The sequence below is a fragment of the Pseudomonas sp. Sample_14 genome, assembly GCF_004307515.1.
In the GTDB taxonomy this organism is placed as follows: domain Bacteria; phylum Pseudomonadota; class Gammaproteobacteria; order Pseudomonadales; family Pseudomonadaceae; genus Aquipseudomonas; species Aquipseudomonas atacamensis.
The window spans coordinates 1-17,771 of record NZ_RCOC01000086.1; the positions used below are offsets into that span (position 1 = coordinate 1).

Here is a 17,771-nt window from a genome sequence, read left to right on the forward strand (position 1 = left end):
TTTTAGCGGTAAACACACCCAAAAAGCTTGACCGTGAACAGAGTATCTACAGGGAATGCGTTGCAAATGTAGGAGCTGACGAGTGCAACGAGGCTGCGATCTTTCAGGGCGCGACACGGTCTATCGGCGTGTCTCCCGAATCCCCAGGCCGCGGTGTACAATCGCGCCCTTATACCCTTGATGATCATGCGAAGGATTTTCCGGATGTTGCCGCGCTTTCCTGCCGTCACCCGCTGCCTGTCACTTGCCGCCCTGTGTGTGGCCGGTCCCGTTGCTGCATTGGAGCTTCCCCTGCCACCACCCGGCGAGGACATCGTCGGCCAGGTGCAGGTGATCAAAGCCAAGTACGAAGACACCTTCGCCGACCTGGGCACCACCTACGATCTGGGCTATTCGGAAATGGTTGCAGCCAACCCGGGCATCGATGCCTGGCTGCCTGGCGCCGGTACCGAGATCGTCCTGCCGACGCGCTTCATCCTGCCGCCGGGCCCGCGTGAAGGCATCGTCATCAACCTCGCCGAATACCGTCTCTATTACTATCCGAAAGGCCGCGACGTGGTGTACACGTTCCCGCTGGGTATCGGCCGCGAAGGCTGGGGCTCGCCGATCGCGCACACCTCGATCATCGCCAAGACACCGAACCCGACGTGGACGCCTCCGGCTTCGATCAAGGCCGAACACGCTGCTGACGGTGATCCGCTGCCGAATGTGGTGCCGGCCGGTCCTGATAACCCGCTGGGGCCGTTCAAGTTCACCCTCGGCACGCCGGGCTACCTGATCCACGGTTCGAACAAGAAGTTCGGCATCGGCATGCGCACCAGCCACGGCTGCTTCCGCATGTTCAACAACAACGTGCTGGAAATGGCCGGCATGGTCCCGGTCGGCACCTCGGTGCGCATCATCAACGACCCGTACAAGTTCGGTCGCAGTGGCGGCAAGGTCTATCTGGAAGCGCACACGCCGCTCGACGACAAGGGCAACCCGTCGGTGGTCGACAAGCACACCGCGGTAATCAACGCGATGCTCAAGCGTGAAGACATCACCAGCAACCTGCGCATGAACTGGGATGTGGTGCGTGATGTGGTCGCCGCCGAAGACGGCCTGCCGGTAGAGATCGCCGTGCCGAATACCTCGGCGCCAATGGTGAGCAGTGCACCGATCGATCTGCAGCAATAAGAGCTGATTGAAAACCCGCCGATGCGTGCAGCGTCGGCGGGTTTTTTATTGCCCGGAGAAAAGCACCGGGCACAAAAAAGCCGACCCGGAAAACCGGATCGGCTCGATAACAATCCCGAGGGATTATTACTTGCGGCTAGCTTTTTCCAGCATGCGCAGAGCACGCTCGTTAGCTTCGTCAGCAGTCTGTTGTGCTTTTTGAGCAGCAGCCAGAGCTTCATCAGCTTTACGGTAAGCTTCGTCTGCACGAGCCTGGGAGCGAGCAGCTGCGTCTTCAGTAGCGGTCAGACGTGCTTCGGTTTCTTTCGATGCGCTGCTGCAACCGGTAGCCAGAACTGCGGCCAGAGCCAGAGCAGAGAATTTCAGAACGTTGTTCATCGTGTTCCCCTTCAAGGACTTTCAAATTAAGTGGCTGTCTCCTCACGATTGAGGAAATAGCCGGCGTACATACTACCCATTACTTGTAGTAAGTAAACTGACGTAGCGCAAGAAGCAAAAAAAATTGTAGGCGTTGATTCTTTTTCGAGCAACTTTTAACTGCGCTGTATAAAAAATATCCAGCTGCAAGCCCCGGCGTGAGCGACTCAAACGGAAAAAGTTCCCGCCCTCGTGCGCTGTTTTTGCGACTTCGGCTAAAGTCTTTCTAAATGAATTCGTCCACACTTTTGTTCAGGTTCTGCGAAGCGCTTCGCGTATCTTTGTTGATGTACAGGTGACTTTAAAAAAGGTTGCACGTCTTAAGTCTCAACATTCCGGCAATGTTCAGGCAAACGGCACGCAAAGATTGTCTTGCGGCCGAACCTGCGACCATCGATGCCAATGCACGCAAACCATCCGATGACGAGCGTACCTTGAGCATTTTCGCCAATGGTGCCTACTATTCAGCAGGTGTCAGATTGCGCGAGATCGGTGTGGCTCTTCTCAGTGTCCATCAGGCACGGGGTGGCGTAGATGTTCCTTCGCCGGAAAAACATCGGTAAGGTAGGGGTCACAATTCAAGACCCGCGAGGAGTAGTGATGAGCGAGGCGTTGTCCATCCACCATGACCAGGCTGGTCATCAATTCGAGACCACTGTGGACGGTCATCGTGCTTACCTGACCTACATGGATCTGGGCAAGCAGACCCTGGATATCTACCGCACCTTCGTGCCCAATGCCCTGCGCGGCCGTGGCATTGCCGCAGCGCTGACTGAACGCGCGCTGCAATACGCCGAAGAAATGGGCTACACGGTGATCCCGTCTTGCTCCTACGTCGAGCGATATATGGAACGCCATCAGCGTCGCGCCGCGAAGATCTGAATCGCACACACAAAAACGCCGGACAATGTCCGGCGTTTTTTTATATCCGTAAAACCGTGCTTACGTGCGCTGACGCTTCGGCAATACGTCCTTGAGCTTGGCGTGCATGCTGCGCAAGGTGTTTTCGGTGGCGGACCAATCGATGCAGGCATCGGTGATCGACACGCCGTATTGCAGGTCGGCGAGGTCTTTCGGGATTGCCTGGCAGCCCCAATTCAGGTGGCTTTCGACCATCAGGCCGATGATCGACTGGTTGCCTTCGAGGATCTGGTTGGCGACGTTTTCCATCACCAGCGGTTGCAGGGCCGGGTCCTTGTTGGAGTTGGCGTGGCTGCAATCGACCATGATGTTCGGCTTGATCTTCGCCTTGTTCAGCGCCTGCTCGCACAGGGCCACGCTGACCGAATCATAGTTCGGCTTGCCGTTACCGCCACGCAGCACCACGTGACCGTAGGCGTTGCCTTTGGTGGTGACGATCGAAACGCCACCTTCCTGGTTGATGCCGAGGAAACGGTGCGGGCTGGACACCGACTGCAAGGCGTTGATCGCCACGGTCAGGCCGCCATCGGTGCCGTTCTTGAAGCCGACGGCCGAGGACAGGCCGGAAGCCATTTCGCGGTGAGTCTGCGATTCGGTGGTACGCGCGCCGATGGCCGACCAGCTGATCAGATCCTGCAGGTACTGCGGGGAGATCGGGTCGAGGGCTTCGGTCGCGGTCGGCAGGCCTTTCTCGGCCAGGTCGAGCAGCAACTGACGACCGATGTGCAGACCGTCCTGGATCTTGAACGAGTCGTCCAGATACGGATCGTTGATCAGACCTTTCCAGCCGACGGTGGTGCGCGGCTTCTCGAAATACACGCGCATGACCAGATACAGGGTGTCGGAGACTTCCTCGGCGAGCACCTTGAGGCGATCGGCGTATTCGTGGGCAGCCTTGATGTCGTGAATCGAGCACGGGCCGATCACGACGAACAGACGGTGGTCGGTGCCATCGAGAATGTTGCGAATGACTTCGCGGCCCTTGGTGACGGTGCGCAGGGCGGCGTCGCTCAGGGGGATATCACGCTTGAGCTGATCGGGAGTGATCAGGGTCTCGTTAGAGGCGACGTTTAGGTCGTTGATCGGTAAATCAGCCATCGTTTACTCGTCAGGTCACGGGTGCCGGCCGCCAGCGATCCCCGCGCGGCGGAGCACAGCAGATTTAGCGCGTCGGGGGAGCCGAACCTTAGCGCGTCAGAGGCGGCTCGACAATGGGCAAACCGTGCTTTAGTCCAGCGCTGGCTGCGCAAAAGCCTTGCGCAGGTTGTCGTGGGAGAACTCTTCGGCGTGCTCCTCGACCCACTGCAGGGCCAGCGCCTGACTATCCTGCAGATCGTCGTGGCTGTCCTGCATGCGTGAATAGCGTTCGATCTGACACACCTGCTCACCCATTCGCGCGCTGAACAGGGTCTGTTCGTCAGTGAAGGCAATGCCCACCAGATAGCCTTTTTTACGCCGCAGACACCAGGCCACATAGCCCGGATAACAGAAGTCGGCATTCAGCGTCGGCATGCGTACTTGCAGTGCAGTGCCGTGGCGCCAGGCGCGGTGGTAATTGCAAGCGATGCCGCCGAGGCTGATAGTGTGCAGCTGTTGTCTGGAAATGCATTCAGGCTTGAGTAACGTCAATTCAACCGGCACTTCGTCCGGATGAGGAATGAAACGTCCCATGAGCACAGACTCCCTGTGTCGGCCATCTGACATTGTTTCCCCCAGTATAGTGGTCGAATCCGAGCTGACCGACTTCGACGCCGACCAGCGGCTGCTGGCGATGCACGGGGTTTCTCTGGTGATCTTCACCAGCGTCGGCTGCGCCAGTTGTCGTTATGCCCGCGAGGTGTTGCCGGGATTGCCGCTGGCGATCGATCGGCTGTGCTGGATCGACGCCGGCAACAACGGCGGCCTGGTCGAGCGTTATCAGGTGTTTCATTTGCCGGCGCTGTTTGTGGTGCGCGACGGCGAGTTCTTTGGTGCGGTGCACGCTCGCCTGACGGTTGAGGAACTCAACCAGGCAGTGGCGCAGGCGCTGGGACGTACAGCAGAGGAGTTGCCATGAGCGAGACAGTCAGCAAACCGGTGGTGGGGATTATCGGCACCGGTGCAATCGGCGGATTCTACGGAGTGATGCTGGCGCGTGCCGGTTTCGACGTGCATTTTTTATTGCGCAGCGAATTCTCGGCGGTGGCTGAGCGCGGTTTGCGCATCAACAGCGCGGTGCACGGCCCGTTGACGCTGCATCCGGCCAATGCCTATTCCGCTGCCGAAGACATGCCGCCCTGTGACTGGCTGCTGGTCGGCACCAAGACCACCAGCAACGCCGGTCTGGCCCCGGCGATCATTCAGGCCGCCAAACCTGACGCAAAAGTGCTGTTGCTGCAGAACGGTCTGGATGTCGAAGACAGCCTGCGACCACTGTTGCCGGATTCGCTGCATCTGCTCGGTGGTCTGTGCCTGATCTGCGTGCACCGCGAGGGTCCGGGGCATATCACCCATCAGGCCCTTGGCGCGGTGAATGTCGGTTATCACAGCGGCTCGGCCATTGATGAAGTAGCGCGCATGGCGATCGTCGAGGAGGGCGCCGGACTGTTCCGTGCCGCCGGCATCGACTCGCAGGCGATGGCCAACCTGCATCAGGCGCGCTGGCAGAAACTGGTGTGGAATATCCCCTACAACGGACTTTCGGTATTGCTCGGCGCGGGAACCGAAGCGCTGATGGCCGATGCCGACAGCCGCCTGTCGATTCAGGCGTTGATGGCCGAAGTGGTGCAGGGCGCCCGGGCCTGTGGATACGAGATCCCGCCCGGCTATGCCGAGTACCTGTTCACCATGACGGAAAAAATGCCCGATTACTGGCCAAGCATGTACCACGACTTTGCACACAAACGCCCGCTGGAGCTGGAGGCGATCTACGCCCGGCCACTGGCGGCGGCGAACGCGGCGGGTTGCGAGTTGCCGCGCATCGAGGCGTTGTATCGCCATTTGGGTTTTATCGACCGACGCAATACCTGAGTCGGTTGTTCTGGGGGAAGGCATGGCCAATAACATCGATGACAAACTGGTGCTGGCGATTTCCTCGCGCGCCTTGTTCGACCTGAGCGAAAGCCATAAGGTCTACCTGTCGAGCGGCGTCGAAGCCTATCGGCAATATCAGATCGAGCACGAAGACGAAATCCTCGCGCCGGGCGATGCGTTCCCGCTGGTGGAAAAACTCCTGAGCCTGAACAGCCGTCTCGGCCGCGCGCGGGTCGAGGTGATTCTGGTTTCCCGCAACAGCGCCGACACCGGGCTGCGCGTGTTCAATTCGATTCATCATTACGGCCTGGCAATTTCTCGTGCGGCGTTCGTCGGCGGGCGCAGTCCGTATCCGTATCTGAAAGCGTTTGGCTGCGACCTGTTTCTCTCGACCCACGCCGAAGACGTGCGTGCCGCGCTGGACGCCGGGTTCGCCGCCGCGACGATTCTCTCCGGTGGCGCGAGCCGCGCGGCCAGCGATGAATTGCGTATCGCCTTCGACGGTGATGCGGTGATCTTCTCGGACGAGTCCGAGCGCGTCTATCAGTCCGGCGGCCTGGAAGCGTTTCAGGCCAAGGAACGCGAATCGGCACGCGAGCCATTGCGTGGTGGGCCGTTCAAAGGCTTTCTGGCAGCGCTCAATCTGTTGCAGCGCGAGTTCCCCGATGACGATTGCCCGATCCGCACGGCGCTGGTTACCGCGCGTTCGGCGCCGGCCCATGAGCGGGTGATCCGCACCTTGCGGGAATGGGATATTCGCCTCGATGAGTCGCTGTTTCTCGGTGGCCTGACCAAATCGGCGTTCCTCGAAGCCTTCGCCGCCGACGTGTTCTTCGATGACCAGACCGGTCATTGCGAACTGGCTCGCGAAGTGGTCGCCACCGGCCACGTGCCCCACGGCATCAGCAACGAACCGCCGATCTAGAGCCTTTTCATTCAGGACGTTGCGTCGCACGTCGTACTCGCCAAGGCACTGCTAAGCTGAATCAATCTCCGCCATCGTTGGCTCGCGAGGAGGTCCCATGATTCGCTCAATGCTGTATGCCACCGACCTCGGTCTGTACGCACCGTTCGTGATGCAGCATGCCCTGGCCTTGGCGCGCACCTTCAATGCCGATCTGTATGTAGTACACGCGGTGGAACCCATGGGCCTGTTTGCCGAGTCGGTGCTGCAAAGCTATCTCGACGAACAGGCATTGAACGAATTCCATAGTCAGGGTCTGAAAACAGTCATCGCCAATATCGAACAACGGGTGCTCGACAGCTTTCGTGAAGAACTGGGGGACGACGGCGAACAGGATCTGCAGCGCATTCGCGCGGTGCGCGTGCTGCAGGGCGACCCGTCGCAGGTGATTCTCGATCAGGTGCACAAGCTCTCGGTCGATCTGCTGATCGTCGGCAGTCACAGCCATGGCGTCGGCGCGGAAACGCCGTTGGGGCGCACGGCGGCGCGGGTCCTGCAGTTGGCCAAGGTGCCGGTCTATCTGGTGCCGCTGATGGAACGCCGGCGGCGTGAGGATCGTTGAAGCAGGAATAATGGCGTTTTGATAAAAAAGTTCTAGATTTATTCTTCGAACCATTAATATAGTTATATACCGTCGCTGATGCCCGTGGCGTCTACCTGCTTTGAGGGATTGATATGAAGCTTCAACAACTGCGCTACATCTGGGAAGTGGCGCACCACGACCTCAACGTTTCCGCTACCGCTCAAAGCCTGTACACCTCGCAACCGGGCATCAGTAAGCAGATCCGCCTGCTGGAAGACGAGCTGGGCGTCGAAGTCTTCGCCCGCAGCGGCAAGCACCTGACCCGCGTCACCCCGGCCGGCGAGCGCATCATCACCACCGCTGGCGAGATCCTGCGCAAAGTCGAAAGCATCAAGCAGATTGCCCAGGAATTCTCCAACGAGAAAAAGGGCACCCTGTCGATCGCCACCACCCACACCCAGGCGCGTTATGCGCTGCCGCCGGTGATCAGCAATTTCATCAAGCAATACCCGGACGTGGCCCTGCACATGCATCAGGGCTCGCCGATGCAGATCGCCGAAATGGCCGCTGACGGCACCGTCGATTTCGCCATTGCCACTGAAGCGCTGGAGCTGTTCGGTGATCTGGTGATGATGCCGTGCTACCGCTGGAACCGATGCGTGGTCGTACCCCACGGCCACCCGCTGACCAAGCTGCCGAAGCTGACTCTCGAAGCGCTGGCCGAATATCCGATCGTCACTTACGTGTTCGGTTTCACCGGCCGTTCCAAGCTCGACGAAGCCTTCAGCCATCGTGGCCTGACGCCGAAAGTGGTGTTCACCGCTGCTGACGCCGACGTGATCAAAACCTACGTGCGTCTGGGGCTGGGCGTGGGCATCGTGGCTAAAATGGCGGTCGATACCAAACTCGATAACGACCTGGTGGTGCTGGATGCCAGCGAGTTGTTCGAGTCGAGCATCACCAAGATCGGTTTCCGTCGTGGCACCTTCCTGCGTGGCTTCATGTGCGACTTCATCGAGAAATTCGCCCCGCACCTGACCCGCGAAGTCATGGCCAAGGCCATTCAGTGCCACAACAAGCAAGAGCTCGAAGAGCTGTTCGACGGCGTCGAACTGCCCGTTCACTAAACACCCGCTTCAGAGCACCTCGGTGACAGCAAACTGTTGCCGGGTGCCCGCCACCAGAATCTCCACCTCATCGCCCGCGAACTTGCCCAGCAGGCTTTTGCCCAGCGGCGAGCGCGGGGTGATGACGGTGATCGGCTGACCGACCACGTCGACTTTCAGCCCCGCCGCATCCGGCGCCAGAAACAGCCATTGCTCGCGACCCTTTTCGTCCTCCAGACCGAGCAGGGCGCCGACTTCGATGCCGCGATTTTCATCGTAGGCACGCAAGGTCAGATTCTGGCACAGCGCCAGGGACTGACGGATTTCCTCAACCCGCTTCGCCTGACCCGCCGCCAGATACGACGCCTCCAGCCCCAGCGTGTCGTACTTGTTTTCGGCGATGTTTTCTTCGTGGGTCGCGGTTTCGTAAGCGGTTTGCGCGGCGCGCTCGGCGATGTCGAGGTCGATGCGCAGCTTGTCGAGAATCAACTGGTGGACGCTGTGTTTGTTCATGATCAATCGCAGAATTGCAAAACGTTGGCGCGGCTCTTTTCGGTCGGCGCGGTCTGGTCCTGCTGCAGCCAGAACTGGCATTTCGGGTTCGACGCATTACGCGAATTGGCGCGCGCCTGATCCAGTCGGGCCTGCTGTTCATTCTTGCGCAGGTTTTCTTCGTACTGTTGGAACAGCGGACTCTGCGGTGGAATGTCCGGCTGAACCTGCACGGGCGCCACAGCCGGGGGATTGACGCGCTGCTGCACCGCTTGCGCGACAGGGGCCAGTTGCTCGGGAAAGATAAAGCGCGAAAGCAGCCAGCAGGTCAGCGCAATCGCCAGGAACCCCAGCCACAGGCCCAGCGCAATGCTGCCGGTCAGATGCAGCGCGCTAAGCTGAACAGGCAAGGGACGACGGGGATTGGGACGGTAGGGCATGGCGGCCTCCTGGCGGATGGTTGCGGGCAAGCGGCGATTGTCGCACGAAGATTAATCGCCGTCGGCTCTTCTGCGCGAGCGCATTTATGCGGACAATCGAGGTTTTTTGCCAACGGGAGAACGGCATGCCTGAAGCGAAACCCCGCTGGGACATTTTTTGCACCGTGGTCGATAACTTCGGTGACATCGGCGTGACCTGGCGCCTGGCCCGGCAGCTGGTGGCCGAGCATGCCTTGCCGGTGCGCCTGTGGGTGGATGATCTGCGCGCGTTCGAGCGCCTCTGTCCTGAGATCGATGTCGATGTTGTGCAGCAATGGCAGCAGGGCGTCGAGGTGCGACAGTGGCCGAGCGTATGGCTGCACGCCGAGGCGGCCGACGTAGTCATCGCCGCCTTCGCCTGCCAACTGCCCACTGATTACATGGACAGCATGGCCGCACGGGAAACGCCACCGCTGTGGCTCAACCTCGATTATCTCAGCGCCGAAGACTGGGTCACCGGCTGCCACGGCTTGCCGTCGGTAAAATACAAAACGGTGCAGAAGTTCTTTTTCTTTCCAGGCTTCAAACCGGGCACCGGTGGCCTGCTGCGCGAACGCGGACTGCTCGAACAACGTCGCCAGTTTCAGCAGGATCGGCCGGCCCAGCGACATTTCCTGCAAGCCTTGGGCATCGATCCTGCTCCGGACGCGCAACTGATCTCGCTGTTTGCTTATGAAAACCCCGGGTTGGCCAGTTGGCTGGACGTGCTGGCGGCCGATGCGCGGCCGACTCACCTGCTGGTGCCGGAAGGGCGGATTCTCGGCGATGTGGCGCGCTGGCTGAATGTGGAAACCCTGACGGTCGGCGCGATTCATGTGCGCGAGTCCCTGACCGTGCAAGTGCTGCCGTTCGTCCGTCAGGATCAATACGACCACCTGCTCTGGTGTTGCGATTTCAACGCGGTGCGCGGTGAAGACTCATTCGTGCGCGCGCAATGGGCGGGGCGGCCGATGCTCTGGCACATCTATCAGCAGGACGATGACATCCATCTGGACAAGCTCGACGCTTTCCTCGCGCTCTACACTCACGGCCTTTCACCCGCTGCGGCGCAGGCGATGAACGGTCTGTGGCGAGCATGGAGCGCCGGGCAACCGATCGGCGAGCACTGGCTGGCGGTGCGAAATCATTGGCCGGAACTTGAGAAAAACGCCGAGGCATGGTGTCTGGAACAGGCCTTGCAGGCGGATCTTGCCACGGCGCTGGTACAGTTTTATGTAAATTGGATATGATACGCGGCCTAGATTTTTGTAAATCCCATCCAAATTCGGATATTCGCAATGAAAACTGGTAAAGAACTCAAACCCGGTACCGTGATCCGTATCGACAACGATCCTTGGCTGGTTCAGAAAGCTGAATTCACCAAGTCGGGCCGTAACAGCGCGATCATGAAGACCAAGCTGAAGAACCTGCTGACCGGTTACAAGACCGAAACCGTTTACGGTGCGGACGACAAACTGGACGACGTGATCCTGGATCGTAAAGAAGCCACCCTGTCGTTCATCAGCGGTGACACTTACACGTTCATGGACACCACTGACTACACCATGTACGAGCTGAACGCCGAAGACATCGAAAGCGTTCTGCCTTTCGTTGAAGAAGGCATGACCGACGTTTGCGAAGCCGTGTTCTTCGAAGAGCGTCTGGTTTCCGTAGAACTGCCGACCACCATCGTGCGTCAGGTTGACTACACCGAAGGCTCCGCTCGCGGTGACACTTCCGGCAAGGTGATGAAGCCTGCCAAACTGAAGAACGGTACCGAGCTGTCGGTTGCCGACTTCATCGAAATCGGCGACATGATCGAGATCGATACCCGCGAAGGCGGTTCCTACAAAGGCCGTGCGAAATAAGCACTGCTTTTTGCGGAAAGAAAAAACCCGACCATTGAGTCGGGTTTTTTTGTGCCTGTTAGAAACGCTCGGAACCCTGTGGGAGCGAGCTTGCTCGCGAAAGCAGTGTGTCCTTCAACGGCATGTTGTCTGACAGGACGCCTTCGCGAGCAGGCTCGCTCCCACAATGGGACGGTGGTTACTTCAAGTGTTGCTTCAGTTCTTCAGACGCCTGCAACATCGCCGAACGCACCGCCGGTACCTGGCTGACCACGTTGAGCAAACCGTAATCGTGAATCATGCCGTTGTAGCGCACCGACGTTACCGGAACCCCGGCCTCGTCGAGTTTGCGTGCGTAAGCTTCGCCTTCGTCACGCAGCACGTCGGCGCTGGCCGTCTGCACAAGTGCTGGCGGCAGGCCTTTGAGCTGTGCGGTGGTGGCGCGCAGCGGTGAGGCGTAGATCTCGTTGCGCTGCTTGGCGTCGGTGGTGTAGTTGTCCCAGAACCACTTCATCATGTTGCGGGTGAGGAAGTGCCCTTCGGCGTACTGGTTGTACGAACCGGTGTCGAAGTTGGCATCGGTCACCGGCCACAGCAGCACCTGGAATTTGATCGCCGGAGTGCCCTTGTCCTTGGCCATCAGCGCAACCACTGCGGCCATGTTGCCGCCGACGCTGTTGCCGGCCACGGCCAGGCGCTTGCCGTCGACATTGATCTCTTTGCCATGTTCCGCCACCCACTTGGTCGCAGCGTAGGCCTGGTTGATCGCCACCGGGTAATGCGCTTCCGGCGAAGGGGTGTAATTGACGAACACCGCCGCCGCCCCCGAACCGACCACGAGATCGCGCGCCAGACGTTCGTGAGTCGGGAAGTCCCCCAGCACCCAGCCGCCGCCGTGGAAGAACATGAACACCGGCAGCTCACCCTTGACCCCGGCCGGCCGGACGATGGTCAGGCTCAGCGGTTGGCCATCGACCTGGATGGTCTTCTCGCTGACATCGGCTTTGGGCAACGTCAACTTGACCCCGGACTGCGCGCCGACCAGCACGGCGCGGGCATCCTTGGGTGACAGCTGCTCGATCGGCTTGCCGCTGCCTGAATTCAGCGCATCGAGGAATGCCTGGGTGTTGTGTTCGACATCACCGGCGAAAGCGCTGTGTACCGACAGGGCGAGAAGGGTACCGGTCAAGACTTTGCTGAAGGTGTTCATGTTCATTTTTCCTTGTTCGGGCCGGGGGCTTGAGTGATTACACAGTCACGTGCAGACGCACATCGACGTTGCCACGGGTGGCGTTGGAGTACGGGCAGACCTGGTGAGCGGCGTCGACCAGCGACTGCGCATCGGCTTGTTCCAGGCCCGGCAGGCTGATGTGCAAATCAATGTCCAGACCGAAACCGCCAGGAATCTGACCGATGCCGACATGCGCGGTGATTGACGCGTCGTCAGGAATCTTGCGCTTGGTCTGGCTGGCGACGAATTTCAGTGCGCCGATGAAGCAGGCCGAGTAACCGGCAGCGAACAGTTGCTCAGGGTTGGTCGCCGCACCGCCAGCACCGCCGAGTTCTTTCGGGGTGGCCAGTTTGACGTCGAGTACGTTGTCGCTGGAGATCGCACGACCGTCACGGCCGCCAGTGGAAGTTGCGATTGCGGTGTAGAGAGTTTGCATGGTGTGAGCCTCATTGGTTGCGTTTTTGCGCGCTAATTGTTTGCGCGCTAAGTAGGTGTGAAGAGAATGTATAGCGCTAATGTTTAGCGCGCAAGATAAATTTTTAATAAAAATCGCATTTTGTTCAAGGGCATAGCGTGGAAGGGGCGGTTAAGGCTTGATTTAGAGCCCTTGACGAGGGAATGCAGGCGGGAAAAATATTTTTATTGGCGCTGAAATCACTGTGGGAGCGAGCCTGCTCGCGAAGGCGGTGGAACATTCAACGACTCGCTGTCTGATCGGACGCTTTCGCGAGCAGGCTCGCTCCCACAGGGGAATGTAGCGGGGCTTAATTCAGGCTGTCTTGCAGATGTCCGCGCAGCGCTTGCAGCTCGGCCTGCAACTTCTGCAGACGTTCAAGGGTGAAGCCACTGGCGCCAAGGATGCACTGCGGCACGGTCTGCGCCTTGTCACGCAAGGCGCGGCCTGCTGCGGTCAGTTCGACAATCACCACCCGCTCATCTTCGCGACTGCGGGTGCGGCTGAGCAGGCCTTCGGCTTCCAGGCGTTTGAGCAATGGCGTCAGCGATCCCGGATCGGTCAGCAGGCGTGCGCTGATTTCTCCGACAGTCAGACCGTCCTTCTCCCACAACACCATCATCGCCAGATATTGCGGATAGGTCAGGCCCAGCGCCTGCAACAGCGGCTTGTAGACCTTGGTCATCATCAGCGAGGTCGAGTGCAGGGCGAAGCACGCCTGATTGTCGAGCAGAAGGTCGTCGCAGTTGTCGCGTTCGCAAGTCATTGTCAAAGCCTTGATCGTTGATCGTTTTTTAATCTAGCGCTCGAATCTTTAAGGCGCCAGATAAATATGTCCGGCGTCAGTGCCGGGCGAATTGCCGTTGCAGCGCCAGATCCCACGGCGGCACCGGGCTGAAGCGGGTTTTCAGGTATTCCAGCAACAACCGACTGCGCGAATGGACCTGCTGTTCCATGCGCAGCGCGTAAATGCCGGTGGACTCCGGCGGCGGCAGGCCATTTTCACAAAACAGCGGCACCAGTTCGCCGCGCAGCAAGTATTCGCTGGCCAGCCAGGTCGGCAGGTGTGCGACGCCCAGACCCGCCGCCGCGCCACACGCCAGAGCTTCGGCATTGTTGGCGCTCAGCCGCACCCGCGATGGCCGGTGCAATTGCATTTGCCCGTCCACTTCGAATTTCCAGGCAAACGGCGGCGCAAGGCCCTCCCAGTCGAGCCCGTCGTGTTCACTCAACTGCGCCGGGTGCTCGGGCACGCCACGCTGCTTGAGATAGTCAGGGCTGGCGCAGGCGACGCGGACCATGCTCGCCAATGGCGTGGCGACCAGGCGCGAGTCAGCCAATTGGCCGGTACGCAGGACCAGATCGACCTTGCCCAGGCTGCTGCCGGCCATGTCGCTGAAGCTGTCGATCAGGTGCATCTGCACATCCAGTCCCGGATACAGCAGGAGAAAATCGGCAATCACCGGCGCCAGATGCCGCCGCCCGAAGGCTGCTGGCGCATCGATGCGGATCAGGCCTTCCGGTGCACTGCTCAACGACACCGCTTCGGCACGCGCCAGTTGCAACTCGGCGATGATCCGTCGCGCCCGTTCGGCAAAGGCCAGGCCGGCCGAAGTCGGCAGCACGGCATGGGTGCTGCGCACGAACAGCTGACTGCCGACGGCACTTTCCAGGCTGTCGATGCGCCGGGCTACAGCGGAAGGCGTCAGCGGATGGCGGCGCGAAGCGGCAGAAAAGCTGCCACTCTCCAGCACATCGAGAAACAGGCCGAGCTGATCGGTCAATTGGTTGGGATTCATGGAAACCACGCTTGTGCAAAATCGGCATAGCCATTGTGCGTTGCTATGCGTTTCCCCGCTAGGCGCGAGTGCGTAGCATTGGCCGCCTGTCGTTAGAGGATTACCGTTGTGATGGATTTTCTGTTGTACCTGCTGTTCGGCGCCGCCCTGGGCACATTGGGCGGGATCTTTGGCATTGGCGGTGGCTTGATTGCGATTCCGTTGCTTGGCGTGTGGTTTGGGCTTGATCAGCAAATCGCCCAGGGCACGGCACTGGTGATGGTGGTACCGAACGTGATGCTGGCGCTGTGGCGTTATCACCAGCGCAATCGCATCGAATTGCGCCATGCGCTGCCGCTGGCGGTGATGGGTTTCTGCTTTGCCTGGCTTGGCTCGATCTGGGCTGTGGGCATTGATGCGCAGACCATGCGCATCGGCTTTGTCGCCTTTCTGGTGGCGCTGTCGGCCTACAACCTGTTGAAGATGTTCGGCACACGACCAGCGCCGACTGCCGAGATGCGCTATTCGTGGCCGTGGTTGGGCGTGCTTGGCGCCGCCTCAGGGACCATGGGCGGCTTGTTCGGCGTCGGCGGCGCGGTGGTGGCCACTCCAGTGCTGACCAGCCTGTTCGGCACCAGCCAAGTGGTTGCTCAGGGATTGTCGCTGGCGCTGGCCCTGCCGAGCACTGGCGTAACCCTGGTGACCTATGCGGTGCACCACGAGGTCGATTGGACGATCGGCTTGCCTCTGGCCGTCGGAGGTCTGCTCAGCATCAGTTGGGGCGTGAAAGTTGCCCACGCCATGCCGGAAAAACTCCTGCGTGGGCTGTTCTGCGGTTTTCTGGTGCTGTGTGCGGTGATGCTCGCGTTTAAAGTTTGAAGCCCTCGACGATGTGCTCGGCCAGGCACTCGGTGATCGGCGACGGGTTGTTCAGATTGCGGATCAGCATGATGCTCGCCTCGGGCAGCAGCGGCAGATCTTCGGCGGCGCCAAGGATGCGCATGTCCGGGGTGATCAGGCTTTCCAGTTGCGCGGTGATCGCCAGCCCTGCGCTGACCACCGCCATCAGCGCCGACAGGCTGCTGCTGTTGTAGGCGATGCGGTAATCGCGACCCATCGCGTCTAGCGCATTGCACGCCCACAAGCGGCAGAAACAATCACTGTTGAACATCGCCAGGGGCAGCGGCGTCTGTTCGTGGGCGCTGAAATTCTGCGCCTCGGCCCAGACGAAGCGCTCCTTGCGCAGCAACTGGCCGATCTCGTTGCCCGGCTCACGGGTGACGATCGATAAGTCCAGATCAGTGCGTTGCAGCAACTGCTTGCTCGACTCGCAATGCACTTCGATCTGGATCAGCGGATAGAACTGCGCGAACCGCGACAGGATCCCCGGCAGAAAACGCATCACATAATCATCCGGCGTACCGATGCGCACGGTGCCGACCATGTGCGGCTCGCGCAGGGTGTTGAACACCTCACTGTGCAGTTTGAGGATGCGCCGCGCGTAACCGAGCAGCACTTGGCCTTCAGCTGTCAGCCGCACCTGACGGCCATCGCGCTCGAACAACTGGCGCTGCAACACGTCTTCTTCCAGGCGTTTCATCTGCATGCTCACCGCCGACTGGGTGCGATTGACCATCTCGCCAGCACGGGTGAAACCGCCTTGATCGGCAATCGCGACAAAGGTGCGCAGGACATCGGTATCGATACTGGGGTAGGCGGACAATTGATGAATCTCCGTGATGCATGCCATCAGAAACATTCGTTGGATTGATCTTAGCGCCAGCGCGAAACTTGAGCCATCCACAAAAGGAGGCAAGACGATGAAAGGTCAAAGAGAGTATGCAAGCGAAGAACAGCTGGCCGGCCACGGCCATATCGTGTCCGATCTGCTGCACAAATTCAGCCGCTGGTATGAGCTGCATCGTGAACGGGAAATGCTCGCCGGTCTGAGCGATGAGGCGCTGAAGGACATCGGCATCAGCCGCGCCGATGTCGAACACGAAACCGTGCGGCCGTTCTGGGACGACCCGATGCATAAATGATGAGGCTATCGCTACACAAACCCCTTTCAGGTGAGGTAGGTTGCGAGCAGACATGGAGGAATAAATGCCCGCGACAGTGTCCTTTTCCCTCAAACAGGCGCGACGTCTGGCGCTGGCTGCCCAAGGGTTCAACGGGCGCCAGCCGCCGAACGTCAATGCCAGTCATCTCAACCGGCTGATCGAACGGCTGGGCCTGCTGCAAATCGATTCCGTCAATGCCGTGGTGCGCTCGCACTACCTGCCGCTGTTTTCCCGTCTCGGTTCCTACCCCTCTGACTTGCTCGATCAGGCTGCCTGGAGTTCGGGGCGTCGGCGCACGCTGTTCGAATACTGGGGCCATGAAGCGTCGCTGTTGCCGCTGTCGATGTACCCGTTGCTGGGTTGGCGCATGCAACGCGCCAAGCGTGGCGAAGACATCTATCAGCAATTGGCGAGGTTTGGTCGCGAACAACAGGAAACCATCCGCCGCGTGCTGACTGCGGTTGAGGAGCGGGGCGCGCTGGGTGCCGGCAGTCTGTCGACCCGCGAAGACAAGGCCGGGCCATGGTGGGACTGGAGTGCCGAGAAACATGCGCTGGAATGGTTGTTCGCCGCCGGTGAGGTCACAGTGGCGGGGCGACGCGGTTTCGAGCGCTTGTACGATTTGCCCGAGCGAGTGATTCCTGCGGCGATCCTGCAACAGCCCACGCCGGACGAGGCCGAGGCGCAACGCGGTTTGCTGTTGCATGCGGCGCAAGCATTGGGCGTTGGTACGGAAAAAGACCTGCGTGATTACTTTCGCCTGAGCCCTGCGGATGCTCGGCCGCGTCTGGCTGAGTTGGTTAAAGCTGGTCAATTGCAGATGTGTGAAGTCGCCGACTGGCGGCAGATCGCCTATTGCCTGCCGGCGCCCAAAGTGCCGCGCAAGGTCATTGCCAGTGCGCTGCTGTCGCCGTTCGACTCGCTGATCTGGGAGCGCAGCCGCATCGAGCGTTTGTTCGATTTCCGCTATCGTTTGGAAATCTATACACCGCAGCCCAAGCGGGTTTACGGCTATTACGTGCTGCCGTTTTTGCACAACGAGCGGATCGCCGCGCGGGTTGATCTGCGCGCCGAACGGGCGGCAGGGCAGTTGGCGGTGCATGCGGTGCACGAGGAAGAACCGGGGCTGGACGAGGAGGGCATGCTGGCGCTGGCGCTGAATTTGCGGCGGATGGCGGGTTGGCTGGGGCTTGAGCGGGTGCAGTTGAATTGTCAGCGCGAGAGTGCGGCTCGGTTGCGGGTGGCATTGGCGCGGATTGAGGTTGCCTGAGCCGGCGCTTTCGCGAGCAGGCTCGCTCCCACAGGGAAACGCATTGCAAATGTGGGAGC

22 protein-coding genes are annotated in these 17,771 nt (G+C 60.0%); 12 read left to right on the top strand and 10 right to left on the bottom strand.

Annotated features, from left to right (window positions below):
• Positions 1-204: 204 nt before the first annotated feature.
• Complete coding sequence (locus tag D8U61_RS20040; RefSeq protein ID WP_024013783.1) at positions 205-1,176, top strand: L,D-transpeptidase family protein; 972 nt, start codon at positions 205-207, stop codon at positions 1,174-1,176.
• 126 nt (positions 1,177-1,302) lie between these two features.
• Here the strand turns inward: D8U61_RS20040 and oprI are convergent, their stop codons facing one another.
• Positions 1,303-1,554 (bottom strand): outer membrane lipoprotei OprI, encoded by a 252-nt coding sequence (oprI, locus tag D8U61_RS20045; protein WP_003183784.1) that lies wholly within the window; start codon positions 1,552-1,554, stop codon positions 1,303-1,305.
• 639 nt (positions 1,555-2,193) lie between these two features.
• Here oprI and D8U61_RS20050 point away from each other — a divergent pair.
• Positions 2,194-2,475 carry a GNAT family N-acetyltransferase gene (locus tag D8U61_RS20050; RefSeq protein ID WP_016770879.1) on the top strand — a complete coding sequence of 94 codons (282 nt, stop codon included), beginning with the start codon at positions 2,194-2,196 and terminating at the stop codon, positions 2,473-2,475.
• 60 nt (positions 2,476-2,535) lie between these two features.
• Here the strand turns inward: D8U61_RS20050 and D8U61_RS20055 are convergent, their stop codons facing one another.
• Complete coding sequence (locus D8U61_RS20055; RefSeq protein WP_016770878.1) at positions 2,536-3,612, bottom strand: 3-deoxy-7-phosphoheptulonate synthase; 1,077 nt, start codon at positions 3,610-3,612, stop codon at positions 2,536-2,538.
• 129 nt (positions 3,613-3,741) lie between these two features.
• Complete coding sequence (locus tag D8U61_RS20060) at positions 3,742-4,185, bottom strand: PilZ domain-containing protein (RefSeq protein WP_024013780.1); 444 nt, start codon at positions 4,183-4,185, stop codon at positions 3,742-3,744.
• Between D8U61_RS20060 and D8U61_RS20065 the strand changes: the two genes are divergently transcribed.
• The 5 genes from D8U61_RS20065 (at position 4,184) to cysB (ending at position 8,140) form a co-directional block, all read left to right on the top strand.
• Positions 4,184-4,570, top strand: a complete 387-nt coding sequence (locus tag D8U61_RS20065) for a thioredoxin family protein (RefSeq protein ID WP_130927516.1) — start codon at positions 4,184-4,186, stop codon at positions 4,568-4,570. The two genes, D8U61_RS20060 and D8U61_RS20065, sit on opposite strands and share 2 nt — an antisense overlap.
• Positions 4,567-5,523, top strand: coding sequence for a putative 2-dehydropantoate 2-reductase (locus D8U61_RS20070; RefSeq protein WP_130927517.1), 957 nt, complete (start codon positions 4,567-4,569; stop codon positions 5,521-5,523). The genes D8U61_RS20065 and D8U61_RS20070 overlap by 4 nt, the downstream gene beginning before the upstream one ends.
• A gap of 22 nt (positions 5,524-5,545) precedes the next feature.
• Complete coding sequence (locus tag D8U61_RS20075) at positions 5,546-6,451, top strand: 5'-nucleotidase (RefSeq protein ID WP_024013777.1); 906 nt, start codon at positions 5,546-5,548, stop codon at positions 6,449-6,451.
• Positions 6,452-6,548: 97 nt separating this feature from the next.
• On the top strand, positions 6,549-7,052 hold the full coding sequence (locus D8U61_RS20080) for a universal stress protein (protein WP_016770874.1): 504 nt from the start codon (positions 6,549-6,551) through the stop codon (positions 7,050-7,052).
• A gap of 113 nt (positions 7,053-7,165) precedes the next feature.
• Positions 7,166-8,140 carry an HTH-type transcriptional regulator CysB gene (gene cysB, locus D8U61_RS20085; protein WP_016770873.1) on the top strand — a complete coding sequence of 325 codons (975 nt, stop codon included), beginning with the start codon at positions 7,166-7,168 and terminating at the stop codon, positions 8,138-8,140.
• A 9-nt stretch (positions 8,141-8,149) separates the two neighbouring features.
• On the opposite strand, the gene D8U61_RS20090 is transcribed toward cysB, so the two are convergent.
• Positions 8,150-8,632, bottom strand: a complete 483-nt coding sequence (locus D8U61_RS20090; RefSeq protein WP_024013776.1) for a GreA/GreB family elongation factor — start codon at positions 8,630-8,632, stop codon at positions 8,150-8,152.
• A gap of 2 nt (positions 8,633-8,634) precedes the next feature.
• Positions 8,635-9,051 (bottom strand): hypothetical protein, encoded by a 417-nt coding sequence (locus tag D8U61_RS20095; RefSeq protein WP_056788478.1) that lies wholly within the window; start codon positions 9,049-9,051, stop codon positions 8,635-8,637.
• A gap of 125 nt (positions 9,052-9,176) precedes the next feature.
• Between D8U61_RS20095 and earP the strand changes: the two genes are divergently transcribed.
• The gene (earP, locus tag D8U61_RS20100) at positions 9,177-10,319 is read left to right on the top strand and encodes an elongation factor P maturation arginine rhamnosyltransferase EarP (RefSeq protein WP_130927518.1); all 1,143 of its coding nucleotides are present in this window, start codon (positions 9,177-9,179) and stop codon (positions 10,317-10,319) included.
• A gap of 48 nt (positions 10,320-10,367) precedes the next feature.
• Complete coding sequence (locus tag D8U61_RS20105) at positions 10,368-10,937, top strand: elongation factor P (protein WP_003226785.1); 570 nt, start codon at positions 10,368-10,370, stop codon at positions 10,935-10,937.
• Between the two features lie 178 nt (positions 10,938-11,115).
• Here D8U61_RS20105 and D8U61_RS20110 read toward each other — a convergent pair whose 3' ends face one another.
• The 4 genes from D8U61_RS20110 to D8U61_RS20125 all read right to left on the bottom strand — a co-directional run bounded on the left by D8U61_RS20110 (position 11,116) and on the right by D8U61_RS20125 (position 14,400).
• Positions 11,116-12,126: an alpha/beta hydrolase gene (locus D8U61_RS20110; RefSeq protein ID WP_130927519.1), complete on the bottom strand. Its 1,011-nt coding sequence runs from the start codon at positions 12,124-12,126 to the stop codon at positions 11,116-11,118.
• 37 nt (positions 12,127-12,163) lie between these two features.
• Complete coding sequence (locus D8U61_RS20115; RefSeq protein ID WP_007940002.1) at positions 12,164-12,583, bottom strand: organic hydroperoxide resistance protein; 420 nt, start codon at positions 12,581-12,583, stop codon at positions 12,164-12,166.
• 328 nt (positions 12,584-12,911) lie between these two features.
• On the bottom strand, positions 12,912-13,367 hold the full coding sequence (locus tag D8U61_RS20120) for a MarR family transcriptional regulator (RefSeq protein WP_073472431.1): 456 nt from the start codon (positions 13,365-13,367) through the stop codon (positions 12,912-12,914).
• Positions 13,368-13,443: 76 nt separating this feature from the next.
• Positions 13,444-14,400, bottom strand: coding sequence for a LysR family transcriptional regulator (locus D8U61_RS20125; RefSeq protein ID WP_016770867.1), 957 nt, complete (start codon positions 14,398-14,400; stop codon positions 13,444-13,446).
• 108 nt (positions 14,401-14,508) lie between these two features.
• Here D8U61_RS20125 and D8U61_RS20130 point away from each other — a divergent pair, with 108 nt between their 5' ends.
• On the top strand, positions 14,509-15,258 hold the full coding sequence (locus D8U61_RS20130; RefSeq protein WP_130927520.1) for a sulfite exporter TauE/SafE family protein: 750 nt from the start codon (positions 14,509-14,511) through the stop codon (positions 15,256-15,258).
• Here D8U61_RS20130 and D8U61_RS20135 read toward each other — a convergent pair.
• Positions 15,248-16,102, bottom strand: coding sequence for a LysR substrate-binding domain-containing protein (locus D8U61_RS20135; protein ID WP_172667885.1), 855 nt, complete (start codon positions 16,100-16,102; stop codon positions 15,248-15,250). The genes D8U61_RS20130 and D8U61_RS20135 overlap by 11 nt on opposite strands.
• A gap of 97 nt (positions 16,103-16,199) precedes the next feature.
• Here D8U61_RS20135 and D8U61_RS20140 point away from each other — a divergent pair, with 97 nt between their 5' ends.
• Entirely contained in the window at positions 16,200-16,421 is a 222-nt protein-coding gene (locus tag D8U61_RS20140) for a DUF1127 domain-containing protein (protein ID WP_130927521.1), read from the top strand.
• Between the two features lie 64 nt (positions 16,422-16,485).
• Positions 16,486-17,712 (top strand): winged helix-turn-helix domain-containing protein, encoded by a 1,227-nt coding sequence (locus tag D8U61_RS20145; protein WP_130927522.1) that lies wholly within the window; start codon positions 16,486-16,488, stop codon positions 17,710-17,712.
• The last annotated feature ends 59 nt before the right edge of the window (positions 17,713-17,771 follow it).